This is a genomic window from Achromobacter sp. ACM02, from assembly GCF_014851605.1.
GTDB lineage: Bacteria > Pseudomonadota > Gammaproteobacteria > Burkholderiales > Burkholderiaceae_B > Achromobacter > Achromobacter aegrifaciens.
This window is the reverse complement of sequence record NZ_JACUZY010000005.1, coordinates 583,856-602,012: the sequence shown is the minus strand read 5'-3', so window position 1 is coordinate 602,012 and position 18,157 is coordinate 583,856. Positions and strand designations below refer to the sequence as shown.

The following is an 18,157-nucleotide window of genomic DNA, read 5'->3' as shown; positions in this document are numbered from 1 at the left end:
TCAATAGAGCCATCTGATTGCGCATCGCGTCCGCGCACCAGGCACGGCGCATGCAGCGGTGTCACCCGACCCGGATGCCGCGGAGCCGGCTTCGCCGGTCCGCAGGCATGCCCCCTTGAGGGGGAAGCGCGCAGCGCTTCGGGGGTGGGTCTTTCCCTCTACAGCTTACATTCGCCGACGTAGACGTCCTGGTACTTGTCGAACACCTTGCCCACCAGCTTGTTGGTAATGCGGCCGCTGCCGTCCTTGTCGACGACACGCAGGTAATAAGACTGGATGGGATAGTGGTTCTTGCCGTAAGTGAAGCTGCCGCGCACCGAGGGGTAGTCGGCTTTTTCAAGCGCGCGCACGATGGCTTCGCGGTCGGAGGCCTTGCCGCCGGCCTGCTTGACGGCAGCGTCCATGGCCATGATCACGTCGTAGGCCTGGGCAGCGTACACCGAGGGGTAGCGGCCGTTGTATTCCTTGCGGAAGGCTTCGACGAAGGCCTTGTTCTGCGGCACGTCCAGGTCATGCGCCCACTGCGCCGTGTTGTACATGCCCAGCATGGGTTCGCCCACGGCCTGGATCACGTCCTCGTCGGCCGAGAAGCCCGGGCCGATCAGCTTGACGCTTTGCGACAGGCCGGTCGAGACGAACTGCTTGACGAAGTTGATGCCCATGCCGCCCGGCAGGAAGATATAGACGGCGTCCGGCTTGGCGGCGCGGATCTGCGCCAACTCTGCGGCGTAGTCGATCTGGCCGAGCTTGGTGTAGACCTCGTCGCCCGGGGCGGTCTTGTAGCCGCGCTTGAAGCCGTTGAGCGCATCCTTGCCGGCCGGATAGTCCGGGGCCATGATGAACATCTTCTTGAAGCCGCGATCCGCCGCAACCTTGCCGGCCGCTTCGTGGAAGGCGTCGTTCTGGTAGGACGTGCCGAACCAGTACGCATTGCACTGCGCGCCGGCGAACTGGCTGGGGCCGGGGTTGTTCGACAGGTACGGCACCTTGGCCGCGAACAGCGCGGGGCCCACGGCCAGCGCCACGTTCGAGCCGATGGGGCCGGTGAAGAAATCGACCTTGTCGCGCTGGATGTAGCGCGTCACCAGTTGGCGGGCCTGGTCGGGGTTGCCGCCCATGTCGGTCTGCACGAATTCGGCGGGCTGCCCGCCCAGCTTGCTGCCCAGTTGCTTGATGGCCAGGTTGAAGCCGTCGCGGGCTTCGGCGCCCAGGGCGGAGAACGGACCGGAGATGTCGTTGGCGATGCCGACCTTGATGGTGTCGGCGCCGGCCAGTGCCGGCACCAGGGCGGCGGCGGCCAGAAGGGAAGTGATCAAACGCATGGTGGTGTGCTCCGTGCGCGAGCCCGCGCAGAGGGTGTTCTTTTTTGAAATCGCGATTCGAAAAACTTCGTGCAGCACAGCCAAGGCTGGCGTGCTTCATAGTTTAGGTTTAAAGTATTCGGCAAAACAAGTCTAGGGTTTTTACCAAAGGGTTTTTACTAATAAGCTACCGCCATGGTTACCCTCCACCCAAACTATGAACGCGCCGTGCCGGATACCCGGCGCGACGTTCGCGCGACAGTACCCGACATCCCGCCGATACTCAAGAAGCGCGCCGCCGGCAACGCCGCGGCCCGCCTGACGATCCTCGATCGACAGCATCTGGCGCCCGCCCCTCATTCCCGGTAATTTCCATAGCCATGACCGACACCCCCGACCTGGAATCCCGCGCAGCGCCCGACGATCACCATGCGCTGCGCCTGTGGCTGCGCATGCTGACCTGCGCCAATCTCGTCGAGAGCGAGATCCGCAGCCGCCTGCGCAATGAGTTCGACACGACCTTGCCGCGCTTTGACCTGATGGCGCAATTGCAGCGCGCGCCCAAGGGCATGAAGATGGGCGAACTGTCGCGCCACATGATGGTCACCAACGGCAATATCACCGGCATCACCGACCAGCTCGAAAAAGAAGGCCTGGTGGTGCGCACCAAGGTCGAATCCGACCGCCGCAGCTCGCTCATCAAACTTACGCCGCTGGGCAAGAAGAGCTTCTCCCGCATGGCCCGCGCCCACGAATCCTGGGTCAAGTCCATGTTCGGCGACCTGCCCGAAAGCACCCGCAACGCGCTGTTCCAGGCCCTGGGCGAACTCAAGCTGCAAGTGGTGGCGACCCGCTCCGAATCCGCCAAGAACTGAACGCCCGCAGGCGCCCATGTCCGCCTGCGGATTGGCGCATAATTGCCGCCATGATTCCGGTTTCTCTTCCTGGCGGTAATTTCTACGTGCTGATGGCAGCTTCGCTGGCCTGCCTGGCCACGCTGCTGACCTGGCTGGCCGTGCTGGCCACCACCTCCAGCGCCCGGGAATGGCTTGGCGGCCACCGGCGTGGCGGCGCCGTCCTGATGGCCCTGCTTGCCATCGTCGGCGCCATCTTTCCCTATCAGCAGTTCAGCCTGTGGTTTTCGGCCCGGCAAAGCGCCCAGGCCGACGCCGACCGCAAGACCGTGCTGGCCCAGTCCACCCAGTTGGCGGGCGTGGAGATGCCGGCCGGCACCGTGCTCAGCCTGGCCAAGCCAGGCGATCTGGCATCGTTCGATCTCGCCGTCTTCCCCGAAAGCCACCCCGCCTCCATCCAGGGCGTCGCGGCCACGCGCATGTTCCGCTACCCGGCCAGCAGCAAGCAGGCTGAGACCCTGTCGGTGGAGATCGCGCGCGACCAGGCGCAGGACGGCTGGCTGTGCGCGCATGGGCACCGCCTTGAATTCGTGCTGCACGATGGCCGTCCGCGCTTTGCCAGTTGCCATCTGGCCATCGGCAATACCCTGAACCAGCAGCCCGTGCCGCCCGGCGCCTGGCTGAAGGTCATCAATGGCGGCAGCGCCGCCGACGCGCCGCGCTGGCTGCTGCGCACCGAAGGCAGCGAGGCGCTGGAGGTGGGGCGCATGCCCATGCTGAAGGTGGACATGCAGCTGGACAGCCAGCGCCGCATGCTGGATTTCGAAGGCCTGCTGGCGCGCGAGACCGTACTGGGCGACATGACCTACCAGCCCGGCACCCGGGTGCTGGCCGCCAACCCCCGCCTGCCCGGCGCCCAGCCCGGCGACCTGCTGTTCTCGCCGTCGCGCGGACGTTCGGCGCGGCGCGCGGGCGGCGAGGACGTGCCGGCGGGCAAGTCGGTGCTGCAGTCCCCGGACGGCGCCGTGCGCAGCGTGCTGGGCAACCGCGAGGCCGGCGTGCTGGACGTCGCGGCCATGCGGATCGGCCCCTGACCGGACGCTGTCCCAATCCGGTGGGATAATACGAAGCTTTCCCCCGCGCGCCGCCTCGCCTGGCGGCGATTCCGTCCTGCTCATACATGAGACGAAGTCATGGCCGTTAATCTGCAGATCCCCTCCGAGTCCGAAATTTTTCCTGTTGCCGGCGTTGAAATCGGCGTTACCGAGGCCGGCATCCGCAAAGCCAACCGACGCGATCTGACCGTGTTCCGCTTCGCGCAGGGCACCAGCGTGGCCGGCGTGTTCACGCGCAACCGCTTCTGCGCCGCGCCGGTGCAGGTCTGCCAGGCCCACCTGGCCGCCGGCGGCCCGATCAGCGCGCTGGTCATCAACACCGGCAACGCCAACGCCGGCACCGGCGAAGAAGGCCTGCAAAAAGCCAAGGACACCTGCGCCGCGCTCGGCCAGCTGCTGGGCGTGCCCGCCGCCGAAGTCCTGCCCTTCTCCACCGGCGTCATCCTGGAGCCGCTGCCGCTGGACCGCCTGGTGGCCGGCCTGCCCGCCGCCATCGCCGACCTGGGCGCCGACCACTGGTTCAGCGCCGCCCACGGCATCATGACGACCGACACCCTGCCGAAGATCTCGTCCGCCAAGGTGCAGATCGACGGCAAGACCGTCACCTTCACCGGTATCAGCAAGGGCGCCGGCATGATCCGGCCCAACATGGCCACCATGCTGAGCTTCCTGGCGACCGACGCCGGCATCGCCCAGCCGCTGCTGTCCAAGCTGGCCGGCGAAATCGCCGACGCCTCGTTCAACCGCATCACGGTCGACGGCGACACATCCACCAACGACTCCTTCATCATCGCCGCCACCGGCAAGTCGGGCGTCGAAGTGAACGCCGAATCCGATCCGGCCTACGCCGCCGTGCGCGCAGCCCTGACGGCCGCCGCGCTGGAACTGGCGACCAAGATCGTGCGCGACGCCGAAGGCGCCACCAAGTTCATGACCATCCGCGTCGAAGAGGCCGGCACCACCGAGGAAGCGCTGAAGGTGGCGTACGCCGTCGCCCACTCGCCGCTGGTCAAGACCGCCTTCTTCGCCTCGGACCCCAACCTGGGCCGCATCCTGGCCGCAGTGGGCTACGCCGGGATCGACGACCTGGACGTGTCCAACATCCGCCTGTGGCTGGACGATGTGCTGGTGGCCAAGGACGGCGGCCGTAACCCCGCCTACCAGGAAGCCGACGGCCAGCGCGTGATGAAGCAGGCCGAGATCCAGGTGCGCATCGCCCTGGGCCGCGGCCAGGTCAGCGACACGGTCTACACCTGCGACTTCTCGCACGAATACGTGTCGATCAACGCCGACTACCGCTCCTGATCCGAAACTTCCGGGACTTCAGACGTGACCGCAACCGAGTTCTCCACCCTTATCCAGCGCGCCGAGCGCGTGCTGGCGCAGCTGGAAGCCTGGCTTCCGCCCGCAACGCCCGAAATCGACTGGACCGCCCACGCCTACCGCTGGCGCAAGCGCGGCGCGCGCGGTTGGCTGGACGCCGTACGCCACGTCGCGCGCATCGACATGGCGGACCTGCAGCACATCGAGCGCCAGAAGGGCATCATCGATCGCAACACCCTGCAGTTCCTGGAAAAGAAGCCGGCCAACAACGTGCTCATGACCGGCGCCCGCGGCACTGGCAAGAGTTCGCTGGTCAAGGCCATGCTGGCCGCCTATGGCGACCGCGGACTGCGCCTGATCGAAGTGGACAAGTCCGACCTCGGCGACCTGGCCGACATCGTCGAGCTGGTCGCCTCCCGTCCCGAGCGCTTTATTGTGTTCTGCGACGACCTGTCGTTCGAGGAAGGCGAGGCCGGCTACAAGGCGCTGAAGTCGGTGCTGGACGGGTCGGTGTCGGCCTCGGGCGACAACGTGCTGATCTATGCAACGTCCAACCGGCGCCACCTGATGCCGGAATACATGAGCGAGAACCTGGCGGCCAAGCATCAGCCCGACGGCGAGATCCACCCCGGCGAAACCGTCGAGGAAAAGATCTCGCTGTCCGAACGCTTCGGCCTGTGGCTGTCGTTCTACCCCTTCAAGCAGGACGACTACCTGGACATCGTCTACCACTGGCTGCGCGAGCTGGGCTGCCCGGAAGCGCAGATCGAACCCTCGCGCACCGAGGCGCTGCAATGGACGATCGAGCGCGGCTCGCGTTCTGGCCGCGTGGCGTACCAGTTCGCGCGCGACTGGGCAGCCCGTCATGTCTGAAAAGATCGTCGACGTCGCCGCCGGCCTGATCCTGCGTCCGGACGGCATGCTGCTACTGGGACAGCGCCCCGAAGGCAAGCCCTGGGCGGGCTGGTGGGAGCTGCCCGGCGGCAAGCTCGAACCCGGCGAAACCGTGCTGGAAGCCCTGGCGCGCGAACTGCAGGAAGAAATCGGCATCCGCGTCACGCAGTCGCGCCCCTGGGTCACCTACGTGCATGCCTACCCCCACACCACGGTGCGCCTGGCGTTCTGCCACGTCACCGGCTGGGAGGGCGAACCGCGCAGCCTGGAAAACCAGCGCCTGGAATGGGTCGCCCCTGCGCAGGCCGCATCGGTGGGAGATCTGTTGCCCGCCACCCTGCCCCCGCTGCGCTGGCTGCAGTTGCCCACGTCCTACGGCATCAGCTCCGTGGGTTCGCGTGCCGGCGTGGCCGCTTTCCTGGGCCGTCTGGAAGCGGCTCTGGCGCGCGGCGTCAAGCTGGTGCAGTTGCGCGAACCGCAATGGCCGGACGGAGTGGCCTCGCCTTCGCTGCATGAAGTGCTGCAACAGGTGCAGAAGCGCTGCCGCGCCGCGGGCGCCCGGCTGCTGGTCAACAGCGTCCATCCCGCCGCCTGGTGGCGCGAGGCCGATGGCGTGCATCTGCGCGCGGCCGATGCCGCCAAGCTCACGGCGCGCCCTGAACTCCCCGCGGGCGCGCTGGTCGGCGTGTCGGCCCACGACAATGCCCAGGTCGTCCACGCACGCGAACTCGGCGCCGACTTCGCGGTACTGGGTCCCGTGCTGGACACGCCCAGCCACCCCGGCGCGGCGACGCTGGGTTGGGAAGGCTTCGTCGCGGGCAATCGCGACGCCGGCATCCCGGTGTTCGCGCTGGGCGGCCAGTCCACCCAGACCGTATCGCAGGCGCTGCGCCACGGCGCACACGGCATTGCAGGGATACGCGGCCTGATCTGAGCCGCGCGGCGGCTTTGCTGAAAGCCGCCGCCTGCCAGCTCCACGGGGGCATCCAACGGATCCCTCTGGGGCAGCCTCCGGCCCTCACGGGATTGACGCTACTCCGCGATTCCTTGCGGAACGCCGGCATGCGCCCTGCGCCGCGACACGCTCTCCCACGCCGCCACCAGAATCATGATCAAGGTGGTCAAACCGCCCACCATGAGGTTGTCGGTCACAAAGGCCACGGGCGCCAGCACGGCCAGCAGCACCAGCCCCACTACGTGCGACAGCGGGAAGCGGCCGTAGACCACTGTCTTGTAAATGCCGTTGCCCGCCAGGTATAGCGCCGGGCCACCGATCAGCGCGGCGGCCGCCGGCATGGCGATGCGCCCGTCCGGATGCAATATGACGAGTTCGTTGGCCACGGCGGACACGATCACGCCGGCGATCAGGATGACGTGCACATAGTGGAACCAGGCGCCGATGCGGCCTGGATCGTCGCTATGCACGATGGCCTCGCTGCCGTCACGGCTGCTGGTGTCGAAGTACACCCACCACATGGCGGCCGTGCCCAGAAAAGCCGCCAGCAACGCGATCAGCGCGGGCGCGTTCCAGCGCTCCAGGCCTGCCAGCGTGGCGCCGGTGATGAGCAGGGTTTCGCCCAGCGCCACGATGACGAACAGCTGGCAGCGCTCGGCCAGGTGGCCGCCCTCGATCGTCCATTCGCTGGTCGCGGAACGCCCCAGGCCGGGAAACCGAAAGCCGATCATGGGCGACAGATACTCGCAGGCCACCGCCAGCGCCCACAGCGCCAGCCGCGTGCCGTCCTGGGACAGTCCGCCCGCAATCCACAAGACCGCCGACACGCACAGCCACGCCAGCATGCGGCGGAAGTTGGGCGCCAGCGGATGCGCAGGCCCCAGGTGCAGCACGATGAATAGCGTGCGTCCCACCTGGATCAGTGCGTAGCTGACGGCGAACACCAGCCCCGTGGCGCCGAACGCGCCCGGCAGGGCGGCGCCAAAGACCAGGCCGGCCAGCATCACGGCGAACAGCATGATGCGCATGGGCACGGCGTCGGGATCGAACCAATTCGTGACCCAGCAGGTGTATTGCCAACCCAGCCAGACGGCGAACCACAGCACCAGGGAGTGGAGCGCGCCCAACAAGGTCAGATCATGCAGCAGACCGTGGGAGATCTGGGTGACCGCGAAGACGTACACCAGATCGAAGAACAGCTCGACGAAAGTGACGCGGGCTTCGTGCCCGTCGCGGCGGCGCAGCAGGTTGGCGCTTGCGAGAAAGGTCATGGCGTGGGCCTCGCCTTGGGGATGATGGCGCCGCCAGATTAGCGCAAGGCGGGTCGTGCCGGATCGTCAAAAAATGCAAAGCCCGGCGGGCGTGGCGGCGATGCCACGGGCCGGATCTGCGCGGCCTTGCCGCCACCCGCAACAGCACGGAACCCAGCCGAAGCCGCACTAGGCTCGCAGCGACCTGCGGTAAGCCGTCATAGGCGGGAGACATGCGGCGCGCTATAAAAGGCGGGCGCCATACATCAGTCGAGGAGAGCGCCATGAAATCAGAATCCATCTATAAAACTTCCCATGGCCGCCCAGCAGGCCGGCGCAAAACCGCCGCCCGGCCAGCCAGTCCGGCACTGGGGTACATCGTCGCCATCAACCAACGGCAAACGCCGGCGCCGGCGCCCGCACCCGCCGACAGGTCCTGGGACTCCTGGTTCGCAGGCGAGTCCGTCACTGCCGACTTTCTCAACGACCGCGATCAACCCGTGGACAGGGCAGGAGGCCGCTCATGCCGCTGAAGCTCGTGCTGGACACGAATACCTGCATCTTTGCCATCAAGAACAAGCCCGACGCAGTGCAGCAGGCGTTCAACCGACGGCAGGGCCAGTTATGTATCAGCGCGATCACCGCCATGGAGCTCGCTTATGGCGCGGAAAAGTCCGCCGCCCCCACCCGCAATCACGCCGTGGTCGACGGCTTCCTGAAGCGCCTGGAAGTGCTCGACTATGACCATGACGCGGCAGCAGACTCCGGTCAGCTTCGCGCGGAACTGGCGCGCGCCGGAACGCCCATCGGCCCCTACGACGCCATGATCGCCGGCCACACCCGCTCGCGCGGCCTGGTACTTGTTACGAACAACACGCGTGAATTTTCCCGCGTGCCCGGGTTGCGGCTGGACGATTGGACGCTGAAACACTGAGCCTGGGTGTCCGTCGCCCCGCTGTCGTGCCCCTGTCGTATCGCTGCGCCGTCCTATCGGCTACCTTGGTGACTCCGAACCAATGGAAAAAGCGCCAGGTCGAAAAGCGGCTGGGGCGACCGCTCTGACCCGCAGTCAATCAATCTTGTAATCCATCCAGGACGCAACCATCTCGCGCAACCCGCCGCCGTCGTCGAAGGCTTCGCGCCCGCCCTCGGCCTTGTTGCGGCCCAGTTCCAGGATGTACATATAGTCGGACACCTCGGCGCAGCGGCGCACGTTCTGGTCCACCAGCACCACCGTCATGCCCTCGTCGGCAAAGCCGCGGATCAGCGTGTAGATCTCCTTGGAGATCTTGGGCGCCAGCATGGCGGTGGGCTCGTCCAGCAGGATGACGGACGGCTCGATCAACAAGGCCCGCCCGAACTCCACGAAACGCTGCTGTCCGCCGCTCATGCTGGAGACGGGGTCGTCGCGCTTCTGCGCCAGGATCGGGAAGCGGTCATAGACGGAGTCGATGCGCTGGCGCACGCGAGCCTTGTCCTTGCGGAACGGCCAGCAGCCCAGCAGCAGGTTGTCGTGCACCGACAATTCGCCAAACAGGCTGCGGTGCTGCGGCACGAAGGCCACGCCGTTGCTGGCGCGCTCGTGCGAGGGCTGGGCGCTGATGTCCGCGCCGCGCAGCGTGATGCGGCCGGTGCGCGGCGGCAGGAAGCCGAACATGGTCTTCAACACCGTGGACTTGCCGGCGCCATTGGGGCCGATGACGCCCGTCACCTTGCCCGCGCGCGCCTGGATGTTGACGTGGTTCAGGATGGTGATGTCGCCGTGGTAGGCCACGGTCACGTCTTCCAGCGCGAGTATCGACGTGCTCATGTCAGGCTCCCAGATAGGCTTCGACCACGCGGGGGTCGGCGCGCACTTGCTCGGCGTTGCCCTGGCTCAGGATGGCGCCTTCGTTCATGACGATGATGTGGTGGGACAGCTGGTAGATCGAGGTCAGGTCGTGCGACACCAGCACCACCGAGCAGTCGTGCTCGCCCGGCAGTTCGCGGATGACCGAGATCAGCAGTTGCGCCAGCGCCGGATTGACGCCCGCGAAAGGCTCGTCCAGCAACACCACCTTGGGTCGCGCCACCATGATGCGCGCCAGTTCCACCAGCTTCTGCTGTCCGCCGGACAGCTCCTCGGCGTAGTTGTGGCGCAGCCGGTGCAGCTCTACCTTGTGCAGCCAGTATTCGGATTGGGCGTAACGCTCGTCGGCGCTGCGGCCGGTCTGCTGCTGCGCGACCTCCAGATTGTCCAGCAGGGTCAGCTGCCGGAAGATGCGCGGCACCTGGAAGGTGCGGCCCACGCCCAGCCGCGCGACTTCGTGGATCTGCTTGCCGGCGATGTTCTGGCCGTCGAGCTCGATACGGCCCTCGTCCGGCGTGTAGATGCCGTTGATGCAGTTGAGCATGGTGGTCTTGCCTGACCCGTTCATGCCGATGACGCCCAGGATGGAGCCGCGCGGCACGTCCAGGTCCACGCCCTGCAAGGCGACCAGCCCGCCGAAGCGCTTCTTGAGATTGCTGACTTTCAACATGTGTCCGGCTCCTGTTAGCGCAGCGCCTGGCGGCCGAAGAGTCCGCTGGGCCGGATGAAGATGGTGGCGACCATGAGCGCAAAGCCGCAGATGGTGGCAATGGAAGGATTGAAGAACACCACCGAGACCTGCTCCGTGACGCCGAACAGCAGCGCGCCGACCAGGGCGCCCACCGGATGGCCCAGCCCGCCCAGCACGATGACGATGAAGCCGATCAGCGTGTAGTCGTTGCCCATGAACGGCGAGAACGCTGGAAACACCATCGCCACCAGCACGCCGCTGGCGGCGGCCAGGCCGATGCCCAGGCCGAAGGCCACGGCCGACAGGCGTTCGGCGTTGATGCCCACGATGCGCACCGCGTCGCGGTTCATGATGATGGCGCGCAGCGCCTTGCCCAGCTGGCTGCGGTACAGGAACACCGTCAGCGCGCCGATGATGGCCAGGGCGATCACCAGCGCCAGGAGGCGCACGGTCGGGATCAGCACCGGCCCGAATTTCAGGAACACGGGCTCGATCTCATAGGGCAACGAACGCGCGTCGGCGTCGAACACCAGCAGCATGATGGCGCCCAGCATGATGGACACGCCGAACATCAGCAGCAGCGAGCTGATCTCGGGATCGTCCGCCTTGGACAAGCGCGGAATCAGCACGAAGTACAGCAAGTAGCCCGCCAGGAAGAATGCGGCGAAGGCCAGCGGCAGCGCCACCAGCGGATTGATGCCGGCGTACTCCATCAGATAGAAGGCGAAGTACGCGCCCAGCACCAGGAATTCGCCGTGCGCGAAGTTGACCACGCGCAGCACGCCGAAGATCACGTTCAGCCCCACGCCGATCAGGCCGTAGATGGCGCCCAGGATCAGGCCGTTGATCAGCCCTTGGATAATCAGTCCGGTCATGGCGGTTCCTCAGGCGATGTAGCGGCGCAATTGCGGCTTGCGTTTGATCAGGCTGCCGACGATGCCGCGCGGCAGGAACAGCATCAGCAGCACGATGATCAGGCCCAGCAGCAGCAGGTTCACCACCGGGAATTTCTGCCAGATCATGTGGTCGATGCCCAGTAGCGCCAGCGTGCCGACGACTGGTCCGAGGATGGTGCCGAAGCCGCCCGCCATCGCGTAGATGATGCTCTTGGCGGTGATCAGCACGTGGAAGGCGTACTCCGGATCCACCACGTTCGTGTACCAGGCCTCGATGCCGCCAGCCAGCGCCGGGAACAGCGCGGCCAGCAGCCAGGCCTTGAGGCGGGTGTTGGGCACGTGGATGCCGACGCAGGCGGCCGCGCCGTCGTCGTCGCGAATGGCCTTGAGCGCGCGGCCCAGGCTGGACACCGACAGCCAGGTGACGGTGGCAAGGGTGGCGCCCATCACCGCCAGCATGGCGTAGTAGCTATGCGTGGGGTTGTTGGCATTGGACAGGATGATGCCCATGCTGCCGCCGGTGAAGGACTGCGGCAGGTTGGAGATGATCAGCTTGACGATGGTGGCCAGCGCCAGGCTCACGATGCCGAAGTACACCCCGCGCAAGCGCAGCGTGGGCGCCAGCAGCAGCGCGATCGCCACGCCCACGCCGCCCGCCGCCAGCAGCGACGGCAGGATGGGCCAGCCCAGGATCTTGTAGCAAATGCCGGTGGCGTACGAACCCACGCCATAGAACACCACGTAGCCGAACGGCAGATAGCCGGTGAAGCCGACGCAGATGTTCATGGCGCTGGCCATGGTGATCCACAACATCAGGTAGAACGCGAACGAGATGTTCGACGTGGCCATCGGAATCAGAGCCAGGCCCGCGGCCAGGCCGGCAAAGACGATGATGGCGATGCGGGTGCGCAACCGCACTGCGCGCTGATCCTGCGCGCGATGCGAGGCGGCGCCCGCCGCCAGGACGGGACTGCTGCTCATATGTCTTCCTCCGGGCCGTTTCCGGGTTGGACGGCCGCTTTATTTGGAGGCGATTATGAACAGTTCAAACCATAACTGCAAGTTAAGGACTAACCCTTATTTTCGGCAGGAAAGGCCTCGACAAGCACCCCGCGCAGCTCCTTGATGAACTCCAGGGCGATGGCCGAGGGCTCGCGGTTGCTGGCATAGACGGCCGAGATATTCAGGGGAATGCGCTCGGCCAGCGGCACGATGACCACGTCCGGCATGGTGTTCTGCATGACCGTGAACTCATCCACGATGGCAATGCCCACCCCGGCATTCACCAGGGCGCAGGCCAGCTGGCTCCATGGCACGTCGGCGCACATGCGGCACGGCAGGCCCGCCTGCTCGAAGGCGCCCAGCACCAGCATGCCGAAGGGCATGCGCGTCCCCACCACGATGTGCGGATGCGGCGACAGATCGGCCAGGCTCACCTCGGCACGAGCTGCCAGCGGATGCGCCCTGGGTATGGCGGCCACCATCTTCCCCACATGCAACGGCTGGGACGTCAGGAAAGGGTGGTCTGCCTGCATCACCACCAAGCCCAGCTCGGCCTCGCCCTGCAACACGTCGGTGATCAGCGTGGGCAGCGCCGTCGTGTTCAGGCGCAACAGCAGCTCGGGATGGCGCTGCTGGAAACGCGCCACGGCGCGCGGCACCAGGAACTGAGCCAGGCTGGGAATGGAGGCCAACCGCAGCACCCCCGTGCCGTGCTCCGCCAGCGCGTCGGCCAGATCGTTGACGCGCTGCATCATGCGCTGCGTTTTCTCGATTTCCTCAAACAGGCTCTGCACTTGCGAGGTCGGCCTGAGCTTGCCGCGAACCCGCTCGAAGAGCGTCACCCCCATGGCTTTTTCCGTATGCGCCAGCATCCGGCTGACCGCCGGCTGGGAAATATTCAGCAGCCGCGCGGCGCCGCTGATGGACCCGGCCATGACGATGGCCCACAACATTTCGGTCTGTCGGTAATTCAATTTATTCAAGGCGTGCGCTCCATGCCTATTTGTTATACGCTATCTCGCATGTTGAGCAAACATTGCTCAACATATGGCCTGTGTCCGATGGTCCGCCACGGAACGCGGGGCCGCATACCAAAAACGATAGGAGACCTCCCATGCACGCTAGACCCTGGCTGTCCCGCATACCGGCGCTGGCCCTCGCCGTCGCCGCCCTGACCCCTGCCCTGGGCGCCGCCCAGACCTCGGACAAGATCCGCGTCGGCATGACCGTATCGTCGACCGGCAGTTTCGCGCTCGCCTCGCAGTCGGGCGTGCGCGGCGTCGAACTGTGGGTCGACGACGTCAACCGCCGCGGCGGCATCGAAGTCAAAGGCAAGAAATACCCCGTCGAGCTGGTCAAGCTGGACGACCGCAGCGACAAGCAGATGGTGACCCGCGTTTACGAACGCCTGATTGTCGATGAAAAAGTGGATCTGGTGTTCGCGCCCTTCGGCTCCACCCTGACCGCCGCGGCCGCCACGGTGACCGAACGCCTGGGCAAGTACATGATGGTCTGGTCCGCCGCCAGCGACGACCTGTACAAGCAAGGCTTCAAGAACATGGTGTCGGGTACGCAGATGCCGGTGTCGGCGATGCTGCGCGCGAACATGGAACTGGCCGCCAAGCAGGGCGTGAAGAAAGTCGCGCTGCTGTATTCGGACGAACCGTTCCCGGCGGGCCTGGCCGAAGGCGGCAAGGAGCAGGCCGCCAAGAACGGCATGGAAGTGGTGCTGTTCGAGAAGTACCCCAAGGGCCAGAAGGACTTCAGCACGATCCTGCAGAAGGCCCGTGCGGCCGGAGCCGAGGCGCTGGTGCCGACCTCCTACGAGGGCGATCTGATCAGCATGACGCGCCAGATGAAGCAGCTGGATATCAACTTCCCGTATGTCTTCATGGTGTATGCGTCGACGCCGCAATTCCAGGCCATCGGCGCGGACTCCAACTACATCTACAGCCACACCAACTACCACCCCGCGATCAACTGGAAGGTCAACGCCGGCCTGACGCGCGAGCAGTTCGCCGCCGCCTATGACCAGCGCTTCCCCAAGGCCGAGTTCCCGCCCGATTTCCAGACTGCTCTGGCCTATGGCGCGGGCGCGCTGACCGAGGAGATCGTCAAGCAAGCCGGCAGCACCGACGCCGCCGCGCTGAAGAAGGCATCGCTGGACCTGTCGGGCAAGCTCACCGTCATGGCCGGCCCCTACGCCATCGACGAGACGGGCAAGCAGCTCTTGATGCCCTTCCCCGTGGTGCAGCTGCTGCCGGGCAAGGGCATGGTCCCGGTCTGGCCGGCCGACGTGGCCACGCAAAAACCCGTCTACCCCGCCCCCGACTGGAACAAGCGCTGATCGCGCAAGCAGGAAGGCGGCGCGCGGCAGCCCGCGCGCCGCGCTGACATCACCCGAGGAAAACATGTCTGACATTGCATTTGCCACGCTCGGCGAACTTGCGCAGGGCCTGGCCGAAGGCCGCTACAGTTCGGTGGAGCTGGCGCGGCATTACCTGGACCGCATCGACCGCGCCAACCCGGCGCTGGGCGCCTACGTCAGCGTCGACCGCGAGGGCGCGCTGCGCCTGGCCGAAGCCGCCGACGCGCGCCGCCGCGCCGGCTATGGCCTGCTCGGTCCGCTGGACGGCCTGCCCGTCGCGGTCAAGGATCTGTGCGACATCGAAGGCCAGGTCACCACCGCCGGCTCGCAAGCCTGGCGCGAGCGCCGCAGCGCCACCACCGCCACCGCCGTGACCCGCCTGATCGACGCCGGCATGGTGGTGCTGGGCAAGACCCACATGGTCGAATTCGCCTTCGGCGGCTGGGGCACCAACCCCGTCATGGGCACGCCGCGCAACCCCTGGGACCTGGTGCGCGCCCGCATTCCCGGCGGTTCGTCCAGCGGCTCGGGCGTGGCGGTGGCCGCGGGCCTGGCGCCCGCCGCGCTGGGTTCGGACACAGGCGGCTCGGTACGCATTCCCGCCGCGCTCAACGGCATCACCGGCCTGAAAACCACGCGCGGCCTCATCAGCCTGTACGGCGCGGTGGCGCTGTCCCACACACTGGATTCCATCGGCCCGCTGACCCGCGACACCCGCGACTCGCTACTGCTGACCGCAGCCATGTCCGGACCCGACCCGCGCGATCCCGTGACGCGAGGCATACCCGCCTACCGCTACCGCGATCTGCGCGCGGGCGCGAAGCCGCTGGCCGGCACGCGCATCGCCGTCATGCCGCAGGCGCAGTACCCGATTGCCATCGACGCGGCGGTGCAAGGCGCGCTGGACGACACGCGGCGCGCGCTGACCGACCTGGGCGCGGAATGCGTGGAAGCCCCCTTCCCCTTCGATTTCCACGACATGATGCTGCGCAACGGCCTGATCATCGCCGCTGAAGCCTACGCCCAGCACCGCGACTACATCGAGGACGACAGCCTGCCGCTGGGCCGCTACGTGCGCGCCCGCGTGCTGGGCGGCAAGCAGACCAGCGCCGCCGACTACGTGCTGGCGCTGCAAGCCCACGCCCGCGCCTGCCAGGCCTGGCTGGACTGGATGCGCGACTACGACGCGGTCCTCGCGCCCTGCCTGCCGTTTGCCGCCTGCCCGCTGGAAGACGTGGACGAGGCCGCCACGCCGCTGGCCGCCTTCACCCGTCCCGGCAATTACGTCAATGCCTCGGGCCTGGCGCTGCCCGCCGGCTTTGCCGCGGACGGCATGCCCATCGGCGTGCAGCTGCTGGGCAAGCCCAATGGCGAAGACGCGCTGGGCCGCATCGGCATGGCATTCCAGGCGGCCACCGACTGGCACCTGCGGCGTCCGGATCTGTCTGCGATCCAGTTGTAGACCGACGGTTGTAGACCCCAGGCCACCAAGGCCGGCCCCTCAGCAAGACGGGCCGGCCTTTTTTTGCGTTCAACCCAGTCCGCAAGCCGGCCGCAGCAGCGCCTCCAGCCAGTCCGCAAACACCTGCACCCGCCGCGATGGAGATCGCCGCTGCGGATAAAGCAGCGTCATCGGCATAGGCGCGGGGCGGTGGTCGGGCATGACTTCGACCAGCTCGCCCGCGGCGATCTGCGGCTGCACGTCGTAGGCCGGAATCTGGATCAGACCCAGACCCGCGACGCAGCTGGCGATATAGGCTTCGGCGCTATTGACCGTGACCCGCCCACGCAGAGGCGCGGTCCGGGACACGCCGCCATCCAGCCATTCCCAGGGCGCAAGCCGGCCGCTGGACGGCGAAGCGTAGTTCACGCAAGCATGCCCCGCCGCCAGATCGTCCGGCGTCAACGGCACGCCATGGCGCGCCAGGTAGGCCGGGCTGGCGACGTTGATCAAGCCCAGCATGCCTATCGGCCGCGCCACCAGGCCCGAATCCGGCAACACGCCGACTCGCAACACGCAATCCACGCCCTCTTCGATCAGGTTCACGGCACGGTCCGTCACGCCCAGCGTGACGTCGATCTGCGGATAGGCCTCCAGAAAAGACGGCAACGCTGGCGCCACGATGAGGCGGCCCACGCGTCCGGGCACGTCCACGCGCAGCATGCCGCTGGGACCCACCGAACTGTGGCGAAAGAGGTTCTCGGCCTCTTCCATGTCGGCCACCAGGCGCAGACAGCGCTCATAGAAGGCCGCGCCTTCCTGCGTGGGCGCCACCTGCCGCGTGGTGCGGTTCAGCAGCCGCGCGCCCAGCCGGCCCTCCAATTCCTGCACGGCGGCAGACACCGTGGAGCGCGGCAGGCCCAGCGTGTCCGCCGCGCGCGAGAAGTTCGCGCATTCGACGACGCGGGCGTAAACCCGGAACAGATCTATGCGGTCCATGGGGCGGATGGCTCCTGCGAGGCCTGGCCTCACTGTTCGTGATTTCTGGATAGAGATACCAGAAATATCAGTTTTGTGCGGATTTTTTGGAATATATCATCGTCGGCACAAGGGCTCGCATTCGGCAGCCCGATAGCGGAGAGGACCATGGCAGACCACGGAATCAAAGGCAAAACCGTCATCATCGCGGGCGGCGCGAAGAACCTGGGCGGCTTGATCGCGCGGGACCTGGCGCAGCAAGGCGCGCGCGCGGTGGCGGTGCATTACAACAGCGCGGCCACCAAGGCCGACGCCGACGCGACGGTCGCCGCCGTCAAGGCCGCCGGCGCGCAGGCCGTCGCCTTGCAGGCCGACCTGAGTTCGGCCGGCGCAATGGAAAAGTTGTTCGCCGACGCGGTGGCCGCGGTAGGCCGGCCGGACATTGCGATCAATACCGTCGGCAAAGTGCTGAAGAAGCCCTTCACCGAAATCACGGAAGCGGAATACGACGAGATGGCTGCGGTGAACTCGAAGTCCGCCTTCTTCTTCCTGAAGGAAGCCGGCCGCCACGTCAATGACAACGGCAAGATCTGCACGCTGGTGACCTCGCTGTTGGGCGCCTACACGCCCTTTTACGCGGCCTACGCCGGCACCAAGGCGCCGGTGGAGCACTACACCCGCGCCGCGTCCAAGGAGTACGGCGCACGCGGCATTTCCGTGACGGCGGTAGGCCCCGGTCCCATGGACACGCCGTTCTTCTATCCGGCCGAAGGCGCCGACGCGGTGGCGTACCATAAGACCGCGGCCGCCTTGTCGCCGTTCTCGAAAACCGGGCTGACCGATATCGAGGACGTGGTGCCCTTCATCCGCTTCCTGGTGTCGGACGGCTGGTGGATCACCGGCCAGACGGTGCTGATCAACGGCGGCTACACCACCAAATAGGAGCGGCGCCATGCACGTACTGTTGACCATCGTCGGAGGCCTGCTGCTGCTGGCCGTGTTCGCGCTGTTCGGCAAGCAATGGGGCGGCGACGCCGCAGGCTCGATCGCCGCGGCCAAACTGTTCCTGCCCGCGTGGCTGCTGATGGCTATCGTCAACATGTGGGTCGGCGTCACGCGCGCCGGCTACACGGTGCGCGAAGAACTGCCCATCCTGCTGCTGGTGTTCGCGGTACCCGCCGCGGCGGCCTGGCTGGTCATCGCCTTCCTGCCGCGCGGGTGAAACGCTGGCATTGACCGC

The 18,157-nt window shown here is 66.6% G+C and carries 18 protein-coding genes; 10 read left to right on the top strand and 8 right to left on the bottom strand.

The window, feature by feature from the left end; translation table 11 throughout:
- Nucleotides 1-158: 158 nt before the first annotated feature.
- Nucleotides 159-1,322, bottom strand: a complete 1,164-nt coding sequence (locus IB258_RS18780; RefSeq protein ID WP_054459234.1) for an ABC transporter substrate-binding protein — start codon at nucleotides 1,320-1,322, stop codon at nucleotides 159-161.
- 359 nt (nucleotides 1,323-1,681) lie between these two features.
- Here IB258_RS18780 and IB258_RS18775 point away from each other — a divergent pair, with 359 nt between their 5' ends.
- The 5 genes from IB258_RS18775 to IB258_RS18755 all read left to right on the top strand — a co-directional run bounded on the left by IB258_RS18775 (nucleotide 1,682) and on the right by IB258_RS18755 (nucleotide 6,421).
- A complete protein-coding gene (locus tag IB258_RS18775) occupies nucleotides 1,682-2,176 on the top strand; it encodes a MarR family winged helix-turn-helix transcriptional regulator (protein WP_054459239.1) in 495 nt (164 codons plus the stop codon).
- 50 nt (nucleotides 2,177-2,226) lie between these two features.
- Nucleotides 2,227-3,249 (top strand): hypothetical protein, encoded by a 1,023-nt coding sequence (locus tag IB258_RS18770; RefSeq protein ID WP_054459241.1) that lies wholly within the window; start codon nucleotides 2,227-2,229, stop codon nucleotides 3,247-3,249.
- A gap of 99 nt (nucleotides 3,250-3,348) precedes the next feature.
- A complete protein-coding gene (gene argJ, locus IB258_RS18765; RefSeq protein ID WP_175180460.1) occupies nucleotides 3,349-4,575 on the top strand; it encodes a bifunctional glutamate N-acetyltransferase/amino-acid acetyltransferase ArgJ in 1,227 nt (408 codons plus the stop codon).
- Between the two features lie 24 nt (nucleotides 4,576-4,599).
- Nucleotides 4,600-5,466 (top strand): ATP-binding protein, encoded by an 867-nt coding sequence (locus IB258_RS18760; RefSeq protein ID WP_054459246.1) that lies wholly within the window; start codon nucleotides 4,600-4,602, stop codon nucleotides 5,464-5,466.
- A complete protein-coding gene (locus IB258_RS18755) occupies nucleotides 5,459-6,421 on the top strand; it encodes a Nudix family hydrolase (RefSeq protein WP_175159722.1) in 963 nt (320 codons plus the stop codon). The genes IB258_RS18760 and IB258_RS18755 overlap by 8 nt, the downstream gene beginning before the upstream one ends.
- A 98-nt stretch (nucleotides 6,422-6,519) precedes the next feature.
- Here the strand turns inward: IB258_RS18755 and IB258_RS18750 are convergent, their stop codons facing one another.
- The gene (locus tag IB258_RS18750; RefSeq protein ID WP_054459250.1) at nucleotides 6,520-7,713 is read right to left on the bottom strand and encodes a low temperature requirement protein A; all 1,194 of its coding nucleotides are present in this window, start codon (nucleotides 7,711-7,713) and stop codon (nucleotides 6,520-6,522) included.
- Between the two features lie 502 nt (nucleotides 7,714-8,215).
- Between IB258_RS18750 and vapC the strand changes: the two genes are divergently transcribed.
- Nucleotides 8,216-8,626 carry a tRNA(fMet)-specific endonuclease VapC gene (gene vapC / locus IB258_RS18745; protein ID WP_192353001.1) on the top strand — a complete coding sequence of 137 codons (411 nt, stop codon included), beginning with the start codon at nucleotides 8,216-8,218 and terminating at the stop codon, nucleotides 8,624-8,626.
- Nucleotides 8,627-8,761: 135 nt separating this feature from the next.
- Here the strand turns inward: vapC and IB258_RS18740 are convergent, their stop codons facing one another.
- The 5 genes from IB258_RS18740 to IB258_RS18720 all read right to left on the bottom strand — a co-directional run bounded on the left by IB258_RS18740 (nucleotide 8,762) and on the right by IB258_RS18720 (nucleotide 13,083).
- Nucleotides 8,762-9,502: an ABC transporter ATP-binding protein gene (locus tag IB258_RS18740; RefSeq protein WP_054459254.1), complete on the bottom strand. Its 741-nt coding sequence runs from the start codon at nucleotides 9,500-9,502 to the stop codon at nucleotides 8,762-8,764.
- 1 nt (nucleotide 9,503) lies between these two features.
- Nucleotides 9,504-10,211 carry an ABC transporter ATP-binding protein gene (locus IB258_RS18735; RefSeq protein WP_054459256.1) on the bottom strand — a complete coding sequence of 236 codons (708 nt, stop codon included), beginning with the start codon at nucleotides 10,209-10,211 and terminating at the stop codon, nucleotides 9,504-9,506.
- Between the two features lie 14 nt (nucleotides 10,212-10,225).
- Complete coding sequence (locus tag IB258_RS18730; protein WP_054459258.1) at nucleotides 10,226-11,107, bottom strand: branched-chain amino acid ABC transporter permease; 882 nt, start codon at nucleotides 11,105-11,107, stop codon at nucleotides 10,226-10,228.
- 9 nt (nucleotides 11,108-11,116) lie between these two features.
- Nucleotides 11,117-12,109 carry a branched-chain amino acid ABC transporter permease gene (locus tag IB258_RS18725; RefSeq protein ID WP_175180458.1) on the bottom strand — a complete coding sequence of 331 codons (993 nt, stop codon included), beginning with the start codon at nucleotides 12,107-12,109 and terminating at the stop codon, nucleotides 11,117-11,119.
- Nucleotides 12,110-12,198: 89 nt separating this feature from the next.
- Entirely contained in the window at nucleotides 12,199-13,083 is an 885-nt protein-coding gene (locus tag IB258_RS18720) for a LysR family transcriptional regulator (protein WP_192353055.1), read from the bottom strand.
- A 161-nt stretch (nucleotides 13,084-13,244) separates the two neighbouring features.
- Here IB258_RS18720 and IB258_RS18715 point away from each other — a divergent pair, with 161 nt between their 5' ends.
- Both IB258_RS18715 and IB258_RS18710 read left to right on the top strand, forming a co-directional pair.
- Nucleotides 13,245-14,477 carry an amino acid ABC transporter substrate-binding protein gene (locus IB258_RS18715; protein ID WP_054459264.1) on the top strand — a complete coding sequence of 411 codons (1,233 nt, stop codon included), beginning with the start codon at nucleotides 13,245-13,247 and terminating at the stop codon, nucleotides 14,475-14,477.
- Nucleotides 14,478-14,541: 64 nt separating this feature from the next.
- Nucleotides 14,542-15,960, top strand: coding sequence for an amidase (locus tag IB258_RS18710; protein WP_054459266.1), 1,419 nt, complete (start codon nucleotides 14,542-14,544; stop codon nucleotides 15,958-15,960).
- Between the two features lie 69 nt (nucleotides 15,961-16,029).
- Here IB258_RS18710 and IB258_RS18705 read toward each other — a convergent pair whose 3' ends face one another.
- Entirely contained in the window at nucleotides 16,030-16,938 is a 909-nt protein-coding gene (locus IB258_RS18705; RefSeq protein ID WP_192329601.1) for a LysR family transcriptional regulator, read from the bottom strand.
- A gap of 147 nt (nucleotides 16,939-17,085) precedes the next feature.
- Between IB258_RS18705 and IB258_RS18700 the strand changes: the two genes are divergently transcribed.
- Nucleotides 17,086-17,859, top strand: coding sequence for an SDR family oxidoreductase (locus IB258_RS18700; protein ID WP_054459269.1), 774 nt, complete (start codon nucleotides 17,086-17,088; stop codon nucleotides 17,857-17,859).
- A 10-nt stretch (nucleotides 17,860-17,869) separates the two neighbouring features.
- Entirely contained in the window at nucleotides 17,870-18,139 is a 270-nt protein-coding gene (locus IB258_RS18695) for a hypothetical protein (protein ID WP_054459270.1), read from the top strand.
- Nucleotides 18,140-18,157: the final 18 nt, after the last annotated feature.